The organism is Pseudomonas sp. 2995-3 (assembly GCF_002742565.1).
Taxonomy (GTDB): Bacteria; Pseudomonadota; Gammaproteobacteria; order Pseudomonadales; family Pseudomonadaceae; genus Aquipseudomonas; species Aquipseudomonas edaphica.
This window is the reverse complement of the sequence record NZ_LJSB01000038.1, coordinates 25,432-43,285: the sequence shown is the minus strand read 5'-3', so window position 1 is coordinate 43,285 and position 17,854 is coordinate 25,432. Positions and strand designations below refer to the sequence as shown.

23 protein-coding genes are annotated in these 17,854 nt (G+C 57.2%); 3 read left to right on the top strand and 20 right to left on the bottom strand.

Features of this window, described 5'->3' with window-relative positions; genetic code table 11:
* Positions 1 to 137: 137 nt before the first annotated feature.
* Positions 138 to 701: a cysteine hydrolase family protein gene (locus tag AOA62_RS00415; RefSeq protein WP_099547544.1), complete on the top strand. Its 564-nt coding sequence runs from the start codon at positions 138 to 140 to the stop codon at positions 699 to 701.
* 20 nt (positions 702 to 721) lie between these two features.
* Here the strand turns inward: AOA62_RS00415 and tam are convergent, their stop codons facing one another.
* Positions 722 to 1,483 carry a trans-aconitate 2-methyltransferase gene (tam, locus tag AOA62_RS00410; RefSeq protein WP_099547543.1) on the bottom strand — a complete coding sequence of 254 codons (762 nt, stop codon included), beginning with the start codon at positions 1,481 to 1,483 and terminating at the stop codon, positions 722 to 724.
* Positions 1,484 to 1,585: 102 nt separating this feature from the next.
* Between tam and AOA62_RS00405 the strand changes: the two genes are divergently transcribed.
* Entirely contained in the window at positions 1,586 to 2,494 is a 909-nt protein-coding gene (locus AOA62_RS00405; RefSeq protein ID WP_099547542.1) for a LysR family transcriptional regulator, read from the top strand.
* A 67-nt stretch (positions 2,495 to 2,561) separates the two neighbouring features.
* Here the strand turns inward: AOA62_RS00405 and AOA62_RS00400 are convergent, their stop codons facing one another.
* Positions 2,562 to 3,089 (bottom strand): single-stranded DNA-binding protein, encoded by a 528-nt coding sequence (locus AOA62_RS00400; RefSeq protein ID WP_017135971.1) that lies wholly within the window; start codon positions 3,087 to 3,089, stop codon positions 2,562 to 2,564.
* 9 nt (positions 3,090 to 3,098) lie between these two features.
* Positions 3,099 to 4,493: an MFS transporter gene (locus tag AOA62_RS00395; protein WP_099547541.1), complete on the bottom strand. Its 1,395-nt coding sequence runs from the start codon at positions 4,491 to 4,493 to the stop codon at positions 3,099 to 3,101.
* A 178-nt stretch (positions 4,494 to 4,671) separates the two neighbouring features.
* Here AOA62_RS00395 and uvrA point away from each other — a divergent pair, with 178 nt between their 5' ends.
* On the top strand, positions 4,672 to 7,506 hold the full coding sequence (gene uvrA, locus AOA62_RS00390; protein WP_026013597.1) for an excinuclease ABC subunit UvrA: 2,835 nt from the start codon (positions 4,672 to 4,674) through the stop codon (positions 7,504 to 7,506).
* Positions 7,507 to 7,571: 65 nt separating this feature from the next.
* On the opposite strand, the gene bfr is transcribed toward uvrA, so the two are convergent.
* The 17 genes from bfr to rplE all read right to left on the bottom strand — a co-directional run bounded on the left by bfr (position 7,572) and on the right by rplE (position 17,840).
* Positions 7,572 to 8,036, bottom strand: a complete 465-nt coding sequence (gene bfr, locus AOA62_RS00385) for a bacterioferritin (RefSeq protein WP_015886133.1) — start codon at positions 8,034 to 8,036, stop codon at positions 7,572 to 7,574.
* 155 nt (positions 8,037 to 8,191) lie between these two features.
* On the bottom strand, positions 8,192 to 9,637 hold the full coding sequence (locus tag AOA62_RS00380; protein WP_099547540.1) for a catalase: 1,446 nt from the start codon (positions 9,635 to 9,637) through the stop codon (positions 8,192 to 8,194).
* A 241-nt stretch (positions 9,638 to 9,878) separates the two neighbouring features.
* Positions 9,879 to 10,265: a 50S ribosomal protein L17 gene (gene rplQ / locus AOA62_RS00375; RefSeq protein WP_017135967.1), complete on the bottom strand. Its 387-nt coding sequence runs from the start codon at positions 10,263 to 10,265 to the stop codon at positions 9,879 to 9,881.
* 41 nt (positions 10,266 to 10,306) lie between these two features.
* Positions 10,307 to 11,308, bottom strand: coding sequence for a DNA-directed RNA polymerase subunit alpha (gene rpoA, locus AOA62_RS00370; protein WP_003176403.1), 1,002 nt, complete (start codon positions 11,306 to 11,308; stop codon positions 10,307 to 10,309).
* Positions 11,309 to 11,330: 22 nt separating this feature from the next.
* Positions 11,331 to 11,951: a 30S ribosomal protein S4 gene (gene rpsD / locus AOA62_RS00365; protein ID WP_003210056.1), complete on the bottom strand. Its 621-nt coding sequence runs from the start codon at positions 11,949 to 11,951 to the stop codon at positions 11,331 to 11,333.
* An 18-nt stretch (positions 11,952 to 11,969) separates the two neighbouring features.
* Positions 11,970 to 12,359, bottom strand: coding sequence for a 30S ribosomal protein S11 (gene rpsK, locus AOA62_RS00360; protein WP_002555466.1), 390 nt, complete (start codon positions 12,357 to 12,359; stop codon positions 11,970 to 11,972).
* Between the two features lie 30 nt (positions 12,360 to 12,389).
* Entirely contained in the window at positions 12,390 to 12,746 is a 357-nt protein-coding gene (rpsM, locus tag AOA62_RS00355) for a 30S ribosomal protein S13 (RefSeq protein ID WP_003210063.1), read from the bottom strand.
* 129 nt (positions 12,747 to 12,875) lie between these two features.
* The gene (gene rpmJ, locus AOA62_RS00350; RefSeq protein ID WP_002555468.1) at positions 12,876 to 12,992 is read right to left on the bottom strand and encodes a 50S ribosomal protein L36; all 117 of its coding nucleotides are present in this window, start codon (positions 12,990 to 12,992) and stop codon (positions 12,876 to 12,878) included.
* Positions 12,993 to 13,020: 28 nt separating this feature from the next.
* On the bottom strand, positions 13,021 to 14,349 hold the full coding sequence (gene secY, locus AOA62_RS00345) for a preprotein translocase subunit SecY (protein ID WP_017135965.1): 1,329 nt from the start codon (positions 14,347 to 14,349) through the stop codon (positions 13,021 to 13,023).
* Entirely contained in the window at positions 14,350 to 14,787 is a 438-nt protein-coding gene (gene rplO / locus AOA62_RS00340; RefSeq protein WP_003176407.1) for a 50S ribosomal protein L15, read from the bottom strand. It abuts the gene before it with no gap.
* A gap of 3 nt (positions 14,788 to 14,790) precedes the next feature.
* A complete protein-coding gene (gene rpmD / locus AOA62_RS00335) occupies positions 14,791 to 14,967 on the bottom strand; it encodes a 50S ribosomal protein L30 (protein ID WP_003176408.1) in 177 nt (58 codons plus the stop codon).
* A gap of 2 nt (positions 14,968 to 14,969) precedes the next feature.
* On the bottom strand, positions 14,970 to 15,470 hold the full coding sequence (gene rpsE, locus AOA62_RS00330) for a 30S ribosomal protein S5 (protein WP_003176409.1): 501 nt from the start codon (positions 15,468 to 15,470) through the stop codon (positions 14,970 to 14,972).
* Between the two features lie 3 nt (positions 15,471 to 15,473).
* Positions 15,474 to 15,824, bottom strand: coding sequence for a 50S ribosomal protein L18 (gene rplR, locus AOA62_RS00325; protein ID WP_017135964.1), 351 nt, complete (start codon positions 15,822 to 15,824; stop codon positions 15,474 to 15,476).
* A gap of 10 nt (positions 15,825 to 15,834) precedes the next feature.
* Positions 15,835 to 16,368, bottom strand: coding sequence for a 50S ribosomal protein L6 (gene rplF / locus AOA62_RS00320; protein WP_003176412.1), 534 nt, complete (start codon positions 16,366 to 16,368; stop codon positions 15,835 to 15,837).
* Between the two features lie 12 nt (positions 16,369 to 16,380).
* Positions 16,381 to 16,773, bottom strand: a complete 393-nt coding sequence (rpsH, locus tag AOA62_RS00315; protein WP_010566853.1) for a 30S ribosomal protein S8 — start codon at positions 16,771 to 16,773, stop codon at positions 16,381 to 16,383.
* Between the two features lie 208 nt (positions 16,774 to 16,981).
* Positions 16,982 to 17,287, bottom strand: coding sequence for a 30S ribosomal protein S14 (gene rpsN, locus AOA62_RS00310; RefSeq protein ID WP_003176414.1), 306 nt, complete (start codon positions 17,285 to 17,287; stop codon positions 16,982 to 16,984).
* Positions 17,288 to 17,300: 13 nt separating this feature from the next.
* Entirely contained in the window at positions 17,301 to 17,840 is a 540-nt protein-coding gene (gene rplE / locus AOA62_RS00305; RefSeq protein WP_003176415.1) for a 50S ribosomal protein L5, read from the bottom strand.
* Between the last annotated feature and the right edge of the window lie 14 nt (positions 17,841 to 17,854).

Genomic DNA, 17,854 nt, shown 5'->3' with positions numbered 1-17,854 from the left:
GCACAAAGCCTGTTTTATTCTGCACGACAGGGGTTTAAACGGACGGTGTTCTGCACGACGCCTCCATCAAAGCAGCTGCGTGGATGGCGACGGGCCAGCTAAGATGCAAGGCACTGCCAACCATCATAAGGACACCCATGGCCAAGCAAGCGCTCATCCTCATCGATATCCAGAACGATTACTTCCCCGAGGGCAAGTGGCCGCTCGATGGCGTGGAAGCCGCGGCGGACAAGGCCGCGCAGGTGCTGCAGGCGTTTCGCCAGGCGGGCAACGCCGTTGTCCATGTGCGCCATGAGTTCACCAGCGAAGACGCGCCCTTCTTCACGCCAGGCTCCGAGGGCGCGCACCTGCATGCCAAGGTACTCAACGAGGGTAATGAGCCGGTGGTGCTTAAACACTTTGTGAACGCGTTTCGCGGGACAAACCTGCGCACCGTGCTGGAACAACGCGCCATCACTGACGTGGTGGTGGTCGGCAACATGAGCCATATGTGCATCGACGCCGTGGTGCGGGCTGCGGCAGACCTGGGCTACCAGGTCACGCTGATTCATGACGCCTGCGCGACCCGCGACCAGGTATTCAATGGCCAGGTGATTGCGGCGGCGCAGGTGCATGGCGCTTATATGGCATCGCTGGCCTTTGGGTACGCCAGCGTGGTGTCGACGGATGAATACTTGAAGGCGCAAGCGGCGGCGCAATGACCACCGCTTGTTTGCGGCCCTCAGCGGGTTGCGATGATGAACAGACGCGGAAAAGGCAGTAATACAGTACCGTCAGCCAGGGCCGGGTAAGCCTGGGTAATACGCGCCTGGTATTGCTGTAGGAATGCGGCTTTTTCGCTATCGGTCAACGGTGCAAGAAACGGCCGCAACGCAGAAGCCTTGAACCACTCCACCACCGCCCCGTGATCGGCCAGCGGGTGTTGATAGGTGGTGCGCCACACGTCGACGGTGCTGCAATGCTTGCTCAGCAGCTCGTAGTAGTAACTCGCGGTGTGCCGCTCATTGTGTTTGACCGCTCCGATCTTTGCCGCCCACGGGCCATCTGCCGCCACTTCGCGGGCCAGCCGGTGGGCAGGTTCGTCGAGGTTGTCCGGGGTTTGTACGGCGAGGGTGCCGCCAGGTGTCAGTTGGTCGACCAGATGCGGGTAGAGCGTGGCGTGGTTCGGCAGCCATTGCAGGGAGGCGTTGGCGAGAATCACATCGTATTTCTGCGACGGGCCCCAGGCGCTGATGTCTGCCAGCTCGAAATTCAGTTGCGGCAGGCGCTTGCGGGCGTCGACCAGCATGTCGTCGGAGCTGTCCATGCCCGTAATGTGCGCCTGCGGGAAACGCTCGGCCAACACTTCAGTGGAATTGCCAGGGCCGCACCCCAGGTCGACGGCGCTACGCACATCGGTATTGGGAATGGCCGCGACCAAGTCACGGACCGGGCGGGTGCGTTGCTGTTCAAACATCGTGTATTGCTTGGCAGACCAGGTCATCGCGGCTTTCCTTCTTTGTTAGCGGTGACCACAGCCTAAGTCTTGTGAGCCATGAGAACAAATGCCAGGATTGGCAAACTCCCATACCTTGAAAGTATCCTTATGTTGGAGCTTCGCCAGCTTAAAGCCTTCGTGGCTATTGCCGAGGAAGGCTACATCACTCGCGCTGCGGAACGCCTGGGCATGCAACAACCACCCTTGACGCGCTTGCTGCAGAGTCTTGAAACGCAATTGGGTGTGGTGTTGATGGAGCGCCTGCCCCGCGGCGTGCGCCCAACCACTGCCGGCCTCGCGTTGCTGGACGAGGCGCGTGACATCCTGGCGCGGGCCGAGGGTGTGGCCGACGTGGTGCGCCGTGCCGCCCGGGGTGAACGGGGCCGACTCGCTATCGGCTTTACCAGCTCGGCGGCGTTGCACCCGTTTGTGCCCAGCGTGCTGCGGCGGTTTCGCGAGGCCTTTGTGGGTGTCTCGGTGGTACTGGAGGAAGCGGGAACCGGCGAACTGCTGGACGCGCTGGTGCAGGAAAAACTGGATGCCGCGTTTATCCGCTCACCGCTCAGTGGCACGCAACAGTTGCAGGACGAACCGATCCTGGTGGAGCCGATGCTGCTGGCGCTGCCGACCGATCATCCCTTGGCACTCGATGCGGGGCAGCCGTTACCCTTGGCAGCATTGGCTGATGAGGCTTTTGTGCTCTATCGCCGGCGCGTGGGGCTGGGTTTGTATGACGCCATTCTGGTGGCCTGCCGTGAAGCGGGGTTCAGCCCGCAAGTGGTGCAGGAGGCGCCACGCATGACGGCGACCTTGAGTCTTGTGGCTGCAGGGCTTGGCGTCTCTATCGTGCCCGCCTCCATGCAGCGGCTGCGCGGCGATGGCATTATTTATCGCGAGCTGATCGAGTGCCAGAGCCTGGTGGCGCCGTTGCATTTGGCCACGCGTATTGGTGACAGCTCGGCGGTTTTGCGCAGGTTCAAGGAGATGGTGGTCACAGCGGCCGCGACGGACGCCTGATTGCAGGCATTAAAAAACCCCCGAGGCTTTCGCCTGCGGGGGTTTTGCTCGTTCCGGGCCTGGGACCTTAGAACGGGATATCGTCATCAAAGCTGTCGAAATCCGGAGCCGGCTGTGGCGCGGCCTGCTGTGGAGGCGGTGCCTGGCGCGACTGTTGCGGAGCCGACTGCTGCGGGCGCGGAGCCTGCTGGCGTGGGGTCGGAGCGGACTGCTGGTAGTTATTGCCCCCGCCCTGTTGGTCGCCCTGCTGTGGACGGCCGCCCAGCAGTTGCATGGTGCCTTGCATGTCCACCACGATTTCGGTGGTGTAACGCTTGATGCCGTCTTTTTCCCACTCGCGGGTTTGCAGTTTGCCTTCGATGTAGACCTGCGAACCTTTGCGCAGGTATTCACCGGCGATTTCTGCCACCTTGCCGAACATCGACACACGGTGCCATTCGGTTTTCTCGACCTTCTGGCCAGTCTGCTTGTCGGTCCACTGTTCGCTGGTCGCCAGACTCAAGTTGGTCACGGCGTTACCGTTAGGCAAGTAGCGAACTTCGGGATCCTGGCCGCATGTACCGACCAATATGACTTTGTTAACCCCACGGGCCATAACGTTCTCCTAGGCTGGGCGCGCTGTCGGCACTGGGTTGACCAGTTGCTCGAGCGTCGCGCGATCCAATAATTCGGTGTCTAATTTGATGTAGATGGCGGCTTCTTCTGCAATAACCACGGCATCTGTAACCCCGGTAACGGCCTTGAGGCGCTCAACCAGACCGGCTTCGCGGATCGCTTCTGGCGATAACGGCAAACGCAGGCTCGTCACATAGGGAGGTTCGCGCATGGTAACAGCAAAGGCCAACCAAAGTGCAGCCAGCCCGGCGCATCCGAGGAACACAACCGACAAACCGCCATGCTGGAACATCCAGCCGCCCATGATGCCGCCAAGCGCGGAGCCGAGGAACTGGCTGGTGGAATACACCCCCATCGCCGTGCCCTTGCCACCGGCCGGTGAAACTTTACTGATCAGCGAAGGCAGCGAAGCCTCCAGCAGGTTGAACGCGGTGAAGAACACCACCGTGCCGATTACCAGCGCCCGCAGGCTGTCGCCGAACTTCCAGAAGAATAGCTCAGTGAGCATCAGCGTCGCGACGGCGCCGAGCAAAACTCGTTTCATTTTGCGTTTCTTCTCGCCGTAGATGATGAACGGGATCATGGCGAAGAACGAAATCAGCAGTGCGGTGAGGTACACCCACCAGTGCTGTTCCTTGGGCAAACCGGCTTTTTCGACCAGGGCCAAGGGCAAAGCAACGAAGCTGCACATCAGCATTGCGTGCAACACGAAGATACCTAAATCCAGGCGCAGCAGGTCCGGGTGCTTGAGCGTCGGCAACAATGCCTTGCGTGCGACGCCGGACTCACGGTGCTGGAAGGTGCCGGTGGAGCGCGGCACCATGAAGGCCACGATCACGATGCCGAACAACGCCATGCCGCCGGTGGCGAGGAACAGCCCGTGCAAACCGAAGGCACGGGTCAGCAAGGGGCCGACGACCATCGCAACGGCGAATGAAAGGCCGATGGTCATGCCGATCATGGCCATGGCCTTGGTGCGGTGTTGTTCGCGGGTCAGGTCCGAGAGCAGCGCCATCACCGCTGCGGAAATCGCCCCGGCGCCCTGTAGGACGCGCCCGGCAATCACCCCCCAAATAGAATCAGACTGGGCCGCGAGCACGCTGCCGAGGGCGAACACGATCAGCCCCAGGTAGATGATGGGACGACGGCCGATACGGTCGGAAATGATCCCGAACGGGATCTGAAAAAGCGCCTGGGTCAGGCCATAGGCGCCAATCGCCAGGCCGATCAGTGCGGGGGTCGCTCCTGCGAGATCCATTCCATAGGTCGCCAGCACCGGCAACACCATAAACATGCCTAGCATACGGAACGCGAACACCAGGGCCAGACCGCTTGCTGCTCGGGTCTCGCCGCTACTCATGCGTTCGCTGTGGGGATCGTGCATGGAAAAACCTCGTGTGAACCGGCGGCGATTCTACCAGTCCCATCGATTGAGAGGGTATATGCGGCGCTTTGCCGCGCAGCTTTCATGTAAGGCTGCACCCGGCACTTTGACAGTGTATATTCATCCAGTCTTTAGCCGTATACTCCTGCATTATTTACGCCCGCCGTGCGAGGCCATCTTGGACAAGATCCTGATTCGTGGGGCTAGAACCCACAACCTGAAGAACATCGACCTGACCCTGCCCCGGGACAAACTGATCGTCATCACCGGCTTGTCCGGCTCGGGCAAATCGTCACTGGCGTTTGACACGCTGTATGCCGAGGGCCAGCGCCGCTATGTGGAATCGCTGTCGGCCTATGCGCGACAGTTCCTGTCAATGATGGAAAAACCCGACGTCGACACCATTGAAGGCCTGTCGCCGGCGATTTCCATCGAACAGAAGTCGACCTCCCATAACCCGCGTTCCACCGTGGGCACCATCACTGAAATCTACGACTACCTGCGCCTGCTGTATGCGCGCGTAGGTATTCCACGCTGCCCGGACCACGACATTCCGCTGGAAGCCCAGACCGTCAGCCAGATGGTCGACCTGGTGCTGGCCCAACCGGAAGGCGCCAAGCTGATGCTGCTGGCGCCGGTGATTCGCGAGCGCAAGGGTGAGCACCTGTCGGTGTTCGAAGAGCTGCGTGCCCAGGGCTTTGTGCGGGCGCGCATCAACGGCAAGCTGTATGAGCTGGACGAAGCGCCGAAGCTCGACAAGCAGAAGAAGCATTCGATTGATGTGGTGGTCGACCGCTTCAAGGTACGCGCCGACTTGCAGCAGCGTTTGGCGGAATCGTTCGAGACCGCGCTGAAGCTGGCCGATGGTATTGCCCTGGTCGCACCGATGGATGACGAACCGGGCGAAGAGATCATCTTCTCCGCACGTTTTGCCTGCCCGATCTGCGGCCATGCGATCAGCGAGCTGGAACCCAAGCTGTTTTCCTTCAACAACCCGGCCGGGGCCTGCCCGACGTGCGATGGCCTGGGGGTGAAGCAGTTCTTCGACATCAAGCGCCTGGTCAACGGTGACCTGACCTTGGCGGAAGGTGCCATACGCGGCTGGGACAGGCGCAACGTCTATTACTTCCAGATGCTGGGGTCGCTGGCGTCGCACTATAAATTCAGCCTGGAAGTGCCGTTCAACCAACTGCCAGCCGAGCAGCAGAAAGTCATCCTGCACGGTAGCGGCTCGCAGAATGTCGATTTCAAATACCTGAACGACCGCGGCGATATCGTCAAACGCTCGCACCCGTTTGAGGGCATCGTACCCAACCTGGAGCGGCGCTACCGCGAGACCGAATCGGCGAGCGTACGCGAAGAGCTGGCGAAATTCCTCAGCACCCAACCGTGCCCCGACTGCCGCGGCACGCGCCTGCGTCGTGAGGCGCGGCACGTATGGGTAGGCGAGAAGACGTTGCCGGCAGTAACCAACCTGCCGATCGGCGATGCCTGTGAATACTTCGGTGTACTCAAGCTGACCGGCCGCCGTGGGGAAATTGCCGACAAGATTCTCAAGGAAATTCGCGAGCGCTTGCAGTTCCTGGTCAACGTCGGCCTGGACTACCTGTCGCTGGATCGCAGCGCGGATACCTTGTCCGGTGGTGAGGCCCAGCGGATTCGCCTGGCCAGCCAGATTGGTGCCGGCCTGGTGGGCGTTCTGTACATCCTCGACGAGCCGTCGATCGGCCTGCACCAACGTGACAATGATCGCCTGCTGGGTACGCTGAAACACCTGCGCGATATCGGCAACACGGTGATCGTGGTTGAGCACGACGAAGACGCGATTCGCCTGGCCGATTATGTGGTCGACATTGGTCCTGGTGCGGGTGTGCATGGCGGGCATATTGTCGCCGAGGGCACGCCTGCCGAAGTGATGGCTCACCCGGACTCGTTGACCGGCAAGTACCTGTCCGGTCGCGTGAAAATCGAAGTGCCAGCCAAGCGCACGCCGCGTAACAAAAAAATGGCGCTGCACCTCAAGGGCGCGCGCGGAAATAACCTGCGCAATGTCGACCTGGAGATTCCGCTGGGCTTGCTGACCTGCGTGACCGGTGTTTCCGGCTCGGGCAAATCGACGCTGATCAACAACACGCTGTTCCCACTGAGCGCCACCGCCCTGAACGGCGCGACTACCCTGGAAGCGGCTGCACACGACAGCATCAAGGGCCTGGAGCACTTGGACAAGGTGGTCGATATCGACCAAAGCCCGATTGGCCGCACACCCCGCTCGAACCCTGCGACCTATACCGGGTTGTTCACGCCGATACGCGAACTGTTTGCCGGCGTGCCAGAGTCGCGCTCACGGGGCTATGGGCCTGGCCGGTTCTCGTTCAACGTCAAGGGTGGCCGCTGCGAAGCTTGCCAGGGCGATGGCCTGATCAAAGTGGAAATGCACTTCCTGCCGGACATCTACGTGCCGTGCGATGTGTGCAAGAGCAAGCGCTACAACCGCGAAACCCTGGAGATCAAGTACAAGGGCAAGAGCATCCACGAAACCCTCGAGATGACCATCGAGGAAGCGCGGGTGTTCTTCGACGCAGTTCCAGCATTGGCGCGCAAGCTGCAGACGTTGATGGATGTGGGCCTGTCGTACATCAAGCTGGGGCAGTCAGCGACCACGCTGTCGGGTGGCGAGGCGCAACGGGTGAAGTTGTCTCGTGAGCTGTCCAAACGCGACACGGGCAAGACCCTGTATATCCTCGATGAGCCAACCACGGGCCTGCACTTCGCGGACATTCAGCAATTGCTCGACGTTTTGCACCGCTTGCGCGACCACGGCAACACGGTGGTAGTCATCGAACACAACCTGGATGTGATCAAAACGGCCGACTGGCTGGTGGACCTCGGACCGGAAGGCGGTTCCAAGGGTGGCCAGATCATTGCGGTGGGCACGCCGGAGCAGGTCTCCGAGATGCCACAGTCGCATACTGGTTACTACTTGAAGCCACTGCTGGCACGCGACAGAGCCTGATTTATCGGGCTCATGAAAAAGCCCCTGTCACTTTGCGGTGACAGGGGCTTTTTTGCAGCCGCAAATCAGAACTGCGATTGCAGGTAATTCTCCAGACCGACCAACTTGATCAGCCCCAACTGCTTTTCAAGCCAGTAGGTGTGATCTTCTTCGGTGTCATTCAACTGCACGCGCAGAATTTCGCGAGTGACATAGTCGTTGTGCTGTTCACAGAGCTCGATGCCCTTGCAGAGCGCGGCACGCACCTTGTACTCGAGACGAAGGTCGGCAGCGAGCATGTCAGGTACCGTGGTGCCCACGTCCAGGTCGTCGGGACGCATGCGCGGCGTGCCTTCGAGCATCAGGATACGGCGCATCAGCGCGTCGGCGTGCTGTGCCTCTTCTTCCATTTCGTGGTTGATACGCTCGTAGAGCTCGGTAAAGCCCCAGTCTTCGTACATACGCGAATGGATGAAATATTGGTCACGAGCTGCCAGTTCGCCCGTCAGCAACGTGTTGAGGTAATCGATTACGTCGGGGTGACCTTGCATCGCCCTACATCTCCCTGCTTGAAAGTCTGTAGTTTGAACCATGCTGACTCGAAGGTCACGGGACAAACGGCAGAAAAGCGAAGATATTCAGAGAAAAGTGGCGGAAATAACGCAAAAACCGCCCGAATGAGGGCGGTTCTGCTTCTCGTTTAGAGTCAGCTAAGCGTTACGCCCAATGCAGTTGCAATGCCCTGGCCGTAAGCTGGGTCAGCCTTGAAAAAGTGCTGAAGCTGGCGCTGAACCACATCACTGCTGACGCCGGCCATCGCGCCGGCGATGTTGTTAATCAGCAGCGCTTTCTGAGCGTCGTCCTGCAGGCGGAACAACGCACCGGCATGGCTGTAGTAGTCCGTGTCTTCACGTTGATCATAACGGTCAGCAGCACCGTTCAGCGCCAGAGACGGCTCAGCGTACTGTGGCGCCTGCTTTGGTGTATCCGCCACGCTGTTGGGCTCATAGTTAGGAGACGCACCACCGTAACCAAAGGACATGGAACCATCGCGCTGGTTGTTATTGACCGGACTCAATGGGGAGTTGATCGGCAACTGCTGATGGTTGGTGCCAACGCGATAGCGGTGGGCGTCCGCATAAGCGAAAACACGGCCTTGAAGCATACGGTCTGGCGACAGACCAACACCCGGAACCATATTGCTTGGGCCGAAGCATGCCTGCTCGACTTCAGCAAAGTAATTCACTGGATTACGGTTCAGCTCCAGCTCACCCACCTCGATCAACGGAAACTCCTGCTGCGACCAAGTCTTAGTCACGTCGAACGGGTTTTCATAGTGAGCAGCGGCCTGAGCCTCGGTCATGATCTGGATGTTGACGCTCCACTTCGGAAAGTCACCGCGCTCAATCGCATCAAACAGGTCACGCTGCGCGTAATCAGGATCGGTACCGGCGATACGTGTCGCCTCCTCGGGTGTCAGGTTTTTGATCCCTTGCTTGGTTTTATAGTGCCACTTGACCCAATGGCGCTCGCCTTTAGCGTTGATAAGGCTGTAGGTATGGCTCCCGAAGCCGTGCATGTGACGATAGCCGTCTGGAGTGCCACGATCCGAGAACAGAATGGTGATCTGGTGCAGCGCCTCTGGGGACAATGACCAGAAGTCCCAGACCATCTGTGCACTTTTGAGGTTGGTTTGCGGCAACCGTTTCTGGGTGTGGATAAAATCTGGAAACTTGAGCGGGTCGCGAATGAAGAACACCGGGGTGTTGTTACCAACGATGTCCCAGTTACCTTCCTCGGTGTAAAACTTCAAGGCAAAGCCGCGCGGGTCACGCGCAGTATCTGCCGAGCCACGCTCACCACCCACCGTGGAAAAACGCAGAAACGTTGGAGTCTGCTTGCCTACGGACTCAAACAGCTTGGCGCGGGTGTATTGGGTAATATCCCGAGTGACGGTAAACGTACCGTGTGCACCTGAGCCTTTGGCGTGCACACGACGCTCAGGAATGTTCTCACGGTTGAAGTGCGCAAGCTTCTCGATGAGATGAAAATCATCGAGGAGCAGTGGCCCACGCGAGCCGGCAGTGCGGGAGTTCTGGTTATCTGCGACGGGAGCGCCGCTGGCGGTGGTCAGAATTGTACTCATGCTCAATCTTCCTCAGGTCAGGCTTAGAACTGCCGGCTAATCGGCTGGAGGGAGTATTGACCATCAAGATGACACCATCAAATGCATTAAATCATGGACTTTGATAGAAAATAACTAATAACCCGTCAGGGCGAATAGAGTTTGGATTAATAAGGGAACCGGCAGCGACTTGAGGAATATAGACGACTTTCCTATCGCCCACAAAAAACCGGGCACTAGGCCCGGTTCTTCGTTGCAGCGTGTCGTCTTACTCGGCGCTTACAGCTTCGCCGGCAGTAGCACGATCAACCAACTCGACATACGCCATAGGCGCGTTGTCGCCAGTGCGGAAGCCGCACTTAAGGATGCGCAGGTAGCCACCCTCACGGGTAGCGTAACGCTTGCCCAGGTCGTTGAAGAGCTTACCAACGATAGCTTTCGAACGAGTACGGTCGAAAACCAAACGGCGGTTAGCCAGGCTGTCTGTCTTGGCCAAAGTGATCAGCGGCTCAGCAACGCGACGCAGTTCTTTAGCTTTCGGCAGGGTAGTTTTGATCAGCTCGTGCTCGAACAGCGACACCGCCATGTTTTGAAACATGGCCTTGCGGTGCGAGCTGGTACGGCTCAGGTGACGACCACTTTTACGATGACGCATGGTTCATTCCTTACCAAACTCACGTTCGGTGATTACGACGATCAGGCAGTCGCCTTGTCGTCCTTCTTAAGACTTGCAGGCGGCCAGTTGTCGAGGCGCATGCCGAGGGACAGACCGCGGGAGGCCAGAACGTCCTTGATTTCAGTCAAGGATTTCTTGCCCAGGTTCGGAGTCTTCAACAGTTCTACTTCGGTACGCTGAATCAGGTCGCCGATGTAGTAAATGTTTTCCGCCTTAAGGCAGTTAGCCGAACGTACAGTCAGTTCCAGATCGTCAACCGGGCGAAGCAGGATCGGATCGATCTCGTCTTCCTGCTCGATTACCACTGGTTCGCTGTCACCTTTGAGGTCGACGAACGCAGCCAACTGCTGTTGCAGAATGGTTGCAGCGCGGCGGATAGCCTCTTCAGGATCCAGAGTACCGTTGGTTTCCAGATCAATAACCAGCTTGTCCAGGTTAGTACGCTGCTCGACACGGGCGTTTTCCACCACGTATGCGATACGGCGAACCGGGCTGAACGAAGAGTCAAGCTGCAAGCGACCAATGCTGCGGCTTTCGTCTTCATCGCTCTGACGCGAGTCGGCCGGTTCATAACCACGACCACGAGCTACAGTGAGCTTCATGTTCAGGGCGCCGTTAGACGCCAGGTTAGCGATTACGTGATCGGGATTAACGATCTCGACATCATGATCCAGCTGAATATCGGCAGCGGTAACCACCCCCGAACCCTTCTTCGACAAGGTCAGCGTAACTTCGTCACGGCCGTGCAGCTTGATAGCCAGACCTTTAAGGTTCAACAGGATTTCAATTACGTCTTCCTGTACACCTTCGATGGCGCTGTACTCGTGGAGCACACCGTCAATCTCGGCCTCGACTACTGCACAGCCGGGCATTGAGGACAACAGGATGCGGCGCAGCGCGTTGCCCAGGGTGTGGCCAAAACCACGCTCGAGAGGCTCGAGAGTGATCTTGGCGCGGGTTGGACTGACAACCTGCACATCAATGTGGCGGGGTGTCAGGAACTCATTTACCGAAATCTGCATGGATGCACCTATTTTCTAGCCCTTACTTGGAGTAGAGCTCGACAATCAGGCTTTCGTTGATGTCGGCGGACAGATCACTGCGAGCAGGAACGTTCTTGAAAACGCCCGACTTCTTCTCAGTGTCTACTTCTACCCATTCTACGCGGCCACGTTGGGCACACAGATCGAGAGCTTGGACAATGCGAAGTTGGTTTTTTGCTTTCTCGCGAATCGCGACCACGTCACCAGCACGAACCTGGTAGGACGGAACGTTAACGGTTTGGCCGTTTACGCTGACGGATTTGTGCGATACCAGCTGACGGGATTCGGCACGAGTCGAACCAAAGCCCATACGGTATACAACGTTGTCCAGACGGCATTCGAGCAGTTGCAGCAGGTTTTCACCGGTTGCACCTTTCTTGCCAGCAGCTTCTTTGTAGTAGCCGCTGAACTGACGCTCGAGAACGCCGTAAATACGACGGACCTTCTGCTTTTCACGCAGTTGGGTGCCGTAATCGGACTGGCGACCGCGGCGTTGGCCGTGGATACCAGGTGCTGCTTCAATGTTGCACTTCGATTCGATCGCGCGCACGCCGCTCTTCAAGAAGAGATCGGTGCCTTCGCGACGAGCGAGTTTGCATTTTGGACCAATGTAACGAGCCATTCTTTACAATCTCCTGGATTACACGCGGCGCTTCTTCGGCGGACGGCACCCGTTGTGCGGGATTGGCGTCACGTCGGTGATGCTGGCGATCTTATAGCCACAGCCGTTCAAAGCACGGACAGCAGACTCACGACCTGGACCTGGACCTTTGACGTTAACGTCGAGGTTTTTCAGGCCGTATTCCAGCGCAGCTTGACCAGCACGTTCAGCAGCTACTTGAGCAGCAAACGGGGTGGACTTGCGGGAACCGCGGAAACCCGAACCACCAGAGGTAGCCCAAGACAGCGCGTTACCTTGACGGTCGGTGATGGTCACGATGGTGTTGTTAAAAGATGCATGGATGTGGGCGATGCCATCAACCACTGTCTTTTTAACTTTTTTACGAGGACGAGCAGCAGGTTTTGCCATGATAATTTTCCTGTCGATTCGCGTGGGCGATTACTTGCGGATCGGCTTACGCGGACCTTTACGGGTACGCGCGTTAGTCTTGGTACGCTGACCGCGTACTGGAAGACCACGACGATGACGCAGACCACGGTAGCAACCGAGGTCCATCAAACGCTTGATTTTCATGTTGATTTCGCGACGCAGGTCACCTTCAGTGGTGAACTTCGCCACTTCGCCACGCAACAGCTCAATCTGCTCGTCGCTCAGATCTTTGATCTTTGCGGCTGGGTTTACCCCAGTGTCTGCGCAAATTTTCTGCGCAGTAGTGCGACCAACACCATAGATGTAGGTCAGCGAGATAACAGTGTGCTTGTTATCTGGAATGTTAACGCCTGCAATACGGGCCATTCAGTGGGACTCCAATTGACAGCTACCTACGCCCCGGAAGCCAAGAAATAGGGCGCGAGATAATATCGCTGTAATAACAAATAATCAACCCGGCAGCGCACTAGCTGCCGGGCTTCAAGCGGATCACACTCAGCCTTGGCGCTGTTTGTGACGCGGTTCCGCGCTGCAAATTACTCGAACAACACCTTCGCGGCGAATAATCTTGCAGTTACGGCACAGCTTTTTCACCGATGCACGAACTTTCATCACCAACTCCTCGAACCTTATGGGGTACTCAGCGCAACATGCCGCTGCCGTAGCCCTTCAGGTTGGCTTTCTTCATCAGGGATTCGTACTGGTGCGAAACGAGGTGCGATTGTACTTGGGACATGAAGTCCATCACAACCACGACCACGATCAGCAACGAGGTCCCGCCAAGGTAGAACGGAACGTTTGCTGCAACCACCAGGAACTGGGGAAGCAAGCACACGGCCGTCATATATAGAGCACCGAACAGGGTCAAACGAGTCAGAACGCCATCAATGTAGCGTGCCGACTGCTCACCTGGACGGATACCCGGAATAAAGGCACCGGACTTCTTCAGGTTTTCCGCTACGTCTTTCGGATTGAACATCAACGCCGTATAGAAGAAGCAGAAGAAAATAATCCCTGCACTAAACAGCAGAATATTCAACGGCTGACCAGGAGCGATCGACTGAGAGAGGTCCTGCAGCCAGCCCATATTTTCAGACTGACCAAACCAGGTACCCAACGAAGCCGGAAACAGCAAAATGCTGCTCGCGAAAATTGCCGGAATAACACCGGCCATATTCACTTTCAGCGGCAAGTGGCTGGTCTGCGCAGCAAAGACCTTACGGCCCTGCTGACGCTTGGCGTAGTGAACAGCAATACGACGCTGGCCACGCTCAATGAACACCACAAAACCGATAATCGCTACTGCCAGCACACCGATGGCAACCAGGGCGAAGATATTGATATCACCCTGACGTGCAGACTCGAAAGACTGCCCGATTGCTCTCGGAAGACCGGCGACGATACCTGCGAAAATCAACATCGAGATACCGTTGCCAACACCACGCTCAGTAATCTGCTCACCCAGCCACATCATGAACATCGCGCCAGCCACAAACGTGGATACCGCGACGAAATAGAAGCCAAAGTCACCAGTGAACGCAACGCCCTGCCCCGCCAGGCCAACGGACATGCCGATAGCTTGAACCAGGGCGAGAACGACAGTGCCGTAGCGGGTGTACTGGCTAATCTTGCGACGGCCAGCTTCACCTTCCTTCTTCAACTGCTCCAGCTGCGGGCTCACGGCGGTCATCAACTGCATGATGATCGATGCCGAAATGTACGGCATGATCCCCAATGCAAAGATGCTCATCCGTTCCAGCGCGCCGCCGGAAAACATGTTGAACAAGCTAAGAATGGTCCCCTCATTCTGTCGAAACAGGTCTGCGAGTCGGTCCGGGTTGATACCTGGAACCGGGATGTGTGCGCCTATTCGGTAGACGATAATCGCCAGGAACAGAAAACGCAGACGAGCCCAAAGTTCAGACATACCGCCTTTGCCGAGCGCTGAGAGAGCACCTTGCTTAGCCATTTATTCCTCGAACTTGCCGCCAGCTGCTTCGATAGCCGAACGCGCACCTTTGGTGGCGCCGATTCCCTTGCCGATAGTGACAGCGCGAGTCACTTCACCGGACAACATGATTTTCACACGTTGTACGTTGACGTTGATCACGTTGGCATCTTTCAGGGTCTGCACAGTAACGATGTCGCCTTCCACTTTAGCCAGCTCGGACAGACGCACTTCTGCGCGATCCATGGCTTTCAGGGATACGAAACCGAACTTAGGCAGGCGACGATGCAGCGGCTGTTGACCGCCTTCAAAGCCAGGAGCAATGGTGCCACCGGAGCGGGAGGTTTGACCTTTGTGGCCACGGCCACCAGTCTTACCCAAACCGCTACCGATACCACGGCCCGGACGATGCTTTTCGCGACGGGAACCCGGCGCTGGACTCAGATCATTGAGTTTCATCGATTAACCCTCTACACGCAGCATGTAGTAAGCCTTGTTGATCATCCCGCGATTCTCGGGAGTATCCTGGACTTCTACAGTGTGACCGATGCGACGCAGACCCAAACCTTTAACACACAGTTTGTGGTTAGGGATGCGGCCGGTCATGCTTTTGATCAGCGTTACTTTAACGGTAGCCATGATCAGAAGATCTCCTTGACAGTCAGACCACGCTTGGCAGCGATGGACTCAGGAGATTGCATAGCTTTCAAACCCTTGAAAGTGGCGTGAACCACGTTTACCGGGTTAGTCGAGCCGTAGCACTTGGCCAGAACGTTCTGAACGCCAGCAACCTCGAGGACAGCACGCATAGCGCCGCCAGCGATGATACCGGTACCTTCAGAAGCAGGCTGCATGTACACCTTCGAAGCGCCGTGAGCGGACTTCATTGCGTACTGCAGCGTGGTGCCGTTCAGATCAACTTGGATCATGTTGCGACGAGCAGCTTCCATTGCCTTCTGGATCGCGGCAGGCACTTCACGTGACTTGCCACGGCCGAAGCCAACACGCCCTTTACCATCACCTACCACGGTCAACGCGGTGAAAGTGAAGATACGGCCGCCTTTAACGGTTTTGGCTACGCGGTTAACTTGAACCAGCTTCTCAATGTAGCCTTCGTCGCGCTTTTGGTCGTTATTTGACATAACTTAGAACTCCAGCCCAGCTTCACGAGCAGCATCAGCCAGCGCTTTCACGCGACCGTGGTACTTGAAGCCAGAGCGGTCGAAAGCCACTTGCGAGACGCCCACGGCCTTAGCACGTGTAGCGACCAGCTGGCCAACCTTTGTGGCCGCGTCGATGTTGCCGGTGGCACCATCACGCAGTTCTTTATCCAAAGTCGAGGCGCTGGCCAGGACTTTGTTGCCGTCGGCCGAGATGACCTGGGCGTAGATGTGCTGCGACGAGCGGTACACGCAGAGACGCACGACTTCGAGTTCGTGCATTTTCAGGCGTGCTTTGCGAGCGCGACGCAGTCGAGTAACTTTTTTGTCGGTCATTTGCTATGCCCTACTTCTTCTTGGCTTCTTTACGACGGACGACTTCGTCCGCGTAGCGCACACCTTTGCCTTTGTACGGCTCTGGTGGACGGAAGTCGCGGATCTCAGCGGCCACCTGACCTACCAGCTGCTTATCAATACCCTTGATCAGGATATCGGTTTGGCTGGGGGTCTCAGCGGTGATGCCTTCCGGCAGTTCGTAATCCACTGGGTGCGAGAAGCCAAGGGCCAGGTTCAAAACCGTGCCTTTTGCTTGCGCTTTGTAACCAACACCGACCAGCTGGAGCTTACGCTCGAAGCCTTGGCTTACGCCTTGGACCATGTTGTTTACCAACGCACGCGTGGTACCGGCCATTGCGCGAGTTTGTTGATCGCCATTGCGAGCAGCGAAACGCAGCTCACCAGCTTCTTCAACGATCTCAACGGACGAATGGATGTTCAGTTCAAGAGTGCCCTTGGCACCCTTCACCGAAAGCTGTTGGCCTGCGAATTTTACTTCGACACCGGCTGGCAGCTTAACGGGGTTCTTAGCGACGCGAGACATGCTTATCCCCCCTTAGAACACAGTGCAAAGAACTTCGCCGCCGACACCGGCAGCGCGCGCAGCACGATCCGTCATCACACCTTTGTTGGTGGAGACGATAGACACGCCCAGACCGCCACGAACTTTCGGCAGATCTTCAGCGGACTTGTACTGACGCAGGCCTGGACGGCTAACGCGCTTCACTTCTTCAATGACCGAACGGCCTTCGAAGTACTTCAGCTCGATGGACAGCAGTGGCTTGGTTTCGCTGCTGATCTGATAACCCGCAATGTAGCCTTCGTCTTTCAGGACTTTGGCAACAGCTACCTTCAACTTGGAAGATGGCATGCTTACGACGGACTTTTCAGCCATCTGGGCATTACGGATACGAGTTAGCATGTCCGCTAACGGGTCCTGCATACTCATGGGCTAGACGCTCCTAATACAAAAAAATTAGCCTTGCGGCTACATATGTCGCCGAGAATCTCCGGCCATAAAAAACACGGGCTCAGGCGAGCCGCGTATTTTAGACATACTCCGGAAATGAAACAAGCCCCAAAAGGGGCTTGATCCAGATTCAAGGTCACCGGCGGTCAGTATCTTGCGATTCTGCCCACCTGGACGCTGAAAGTACTTACCAGCTGGCTTTAACCAGACCTGGTACGTCACCACGCATTGCCGCTTCACGCAGTTTGTTACGGCCGAGGCCGAACTTGCGGTAAACGCCGTGTGGACGACCGGTCAGGCGGCAGCGGTTACGCATGCGCGAAGCGCTTGCGTCACGTGGCTGCTTCTGCAGAGCAACTGTAGCTTCCCAGCGCGCTTCTGGACTTGCGTTCAGATCAACGATGATTGCTTTCAGTGCTGCACGCTTCTTGGCGTACTTGGCAACCGTGAGCTGACGCTTCAGCTCGCGGTTTTTCATGCTCATCTTGGCCATGGTCCTACTCCAATCAGTTGCGGAACGGGAATTTGAAAGCACGCAACAGGGCGCGACCTTCATCATCGTTCTTGGCAGTGGTGGTCAGGGTGATGTCCAGACCGCGGAGAGCATCGATCTTGTCGTAGTCGATTTCCGGGAAGATGATCTGCTCTTTCACGCCCATGCTGTAGTTACCACGACCATCGAAGGACTTGGCATTCAGGCCGCGGAAGTCGCGAACCCGAGGCAGGGAGATCGACAGCAGACGATCCAGGAATTCATACATACGCTCACGGCGCAGAGTCACTTTGACGCCGATCGGCCAACCTTCACGGACTTTAAAGCCAGCGATGGATTTCCGAGCGTAAGTCACAACGACTTTTTGACCGGTGATCTTTTCCAGGTCAGCAACAGCGTGCTCGATGACTTTTTTGTCACCGACCGCTTCGCCCAGACCCATGTTCAGGGTGATTTTGGTAACGCGTGGAACTTCCATCACGTTCGAAAGCTTAAGTTCTTCCTTAAGTTTCGGTGCGATTTCTTTCCAGTAAATCTCTTTTAGTCGTGCCATGGTCTTCTACCTAG

Coding starts and splice junctions, on each gene's coding strand:
- rpoA (WP_003176403.1), bottom strand. CDS start 11,308: ATGCAGATTTCGGTAAATGAGTTCCTGACACCCCGCCACATTGATGTG.
- rpsE (WP_003176409.1), bottom strand. CDS start 15,470: ATGTCAAATAACGACCAAAAGCGCGACGAAGGCTACATTGAGAAGCTG.
- AOA62_RS00405 (WP_099547542.1), top strand. CDS start 1,586: ATGTTGGAGCTTCGCCAGCTTAAAGCCTTCGTGGCTATTGCCGAGGAA.
- AOA62_RS00415 (WP_099547544.1), top strand. CDS start 138: ATGGCCAAGCAAGCGCTCATCCTCATCGATATCCAGAACGATTACTTC.
- rpsM (WP_003210063.1), bottom strand. CDS start 12,746: ATGGCCCGTATTGCAGGCGTTAACATTCCAGATAACAAGCACACTGTT.
- rplR (WP_017135964.1), bottom strand. CDS start 15,824: ATGACCGACAAAAAAGTTACTCGACTGCGTCGCGCTCGCAAAGCACGC.
- rpsN (WP_003176414.1), bottom strand. CDS start 17,287: ATGGCCAAGATGAGCATGAAAAACCGCGAGCTGAAGCGTCAGCTCACG.
- rplQ (WP_017135967.1), bottom strand. CDS start 10,265: ATGCGTCATCGTAAAAGTGGTCGTCACCTGAGCCGTACCAGCTCGCAC.
- rpsD (WP_003210056.1), bottom strand. CDS start 11,951: ATGGCTCGTTACATTGGTCCAAAATGCAAACTCGCTCGTCGCGAAGGC.
- rplF (WP_003176412.1), bottom strand. CDS start 16,368: ATGTCTCGCGTCGCTAAGAACCCCGTTAAGCTGCCAGCCGGTGTCGAA.
- AOA62_RS00395 (WP_099547541.1), bottom strand. CDS start 4,493: ATGCACGATCCCCACAGCGAACGCATGAGTAGCGGCGAGACCCGAGCA.
- rpsH (WP_010566853.1), bottom strand. CDS start 16,773: ATGAGTATGCAGGACCCGTTAGCGGACATGCTAACTCGTATCCGTAAT.
- secY (WP_017135965.1), bottom strand. CDS start 14,349: ATGGCTAAGCAAGGTGCTCTCTCAGCGCTCGGCAAAGGCGGTATGTCT.
- rplO (WP_003176407.1), bottom strand. CDS start 14,787: ATGAAACTCAATGATCTGAGTCCAGCGCCGGGTTCCCGTCGCGAAAAG.
- tam (WP_099547543.1), bottom strand. CDS start 1,483: ATGACCTGGTCTGCCAAGCAATACACGATGTTTGAACAGCAACGCACC.
- bfr (WP_015886133.1), bottom strand. CDS start 8,036: ATGCAAGGTCACCCCGACGTAATCGATTACCTCAACACGTTGCTGACG.
- rpsK (WP_002555466.1), bottom strand. CDS start 12,359: ATGGCAAAACCTGCTGCTCGTCCTCGTAAAAAAGTTAAAAAGACAGTG.
- rpmJ (WP_002555468.1), bottom strand. CDS start 12,992: ATGAAAGTTCGTGCATCGGTGAAAAAGCTGTGCCGTAACTGCAAGATT.
- rplE (WP_003176415.1), bottom strand. CDS start 17,840: ATGGCACGACTAAAAGAGATTTACTGGAAAGAAATCGCACCGAAACTT.
- AOA62_RS00400 (WP_017135971.1), bottom strand. CDS start 3,089: ATGGCCCGTGGGGTTAACAAAGTCATATTGGTCGGTACATGCGGCCAG.
- rpmD (WP_003176408.1), bottom strand. CDS start 14,967: ATGGCTACCGTTAAAGTAACGCTGATCAAAAGCATGACCGGCCGCATC.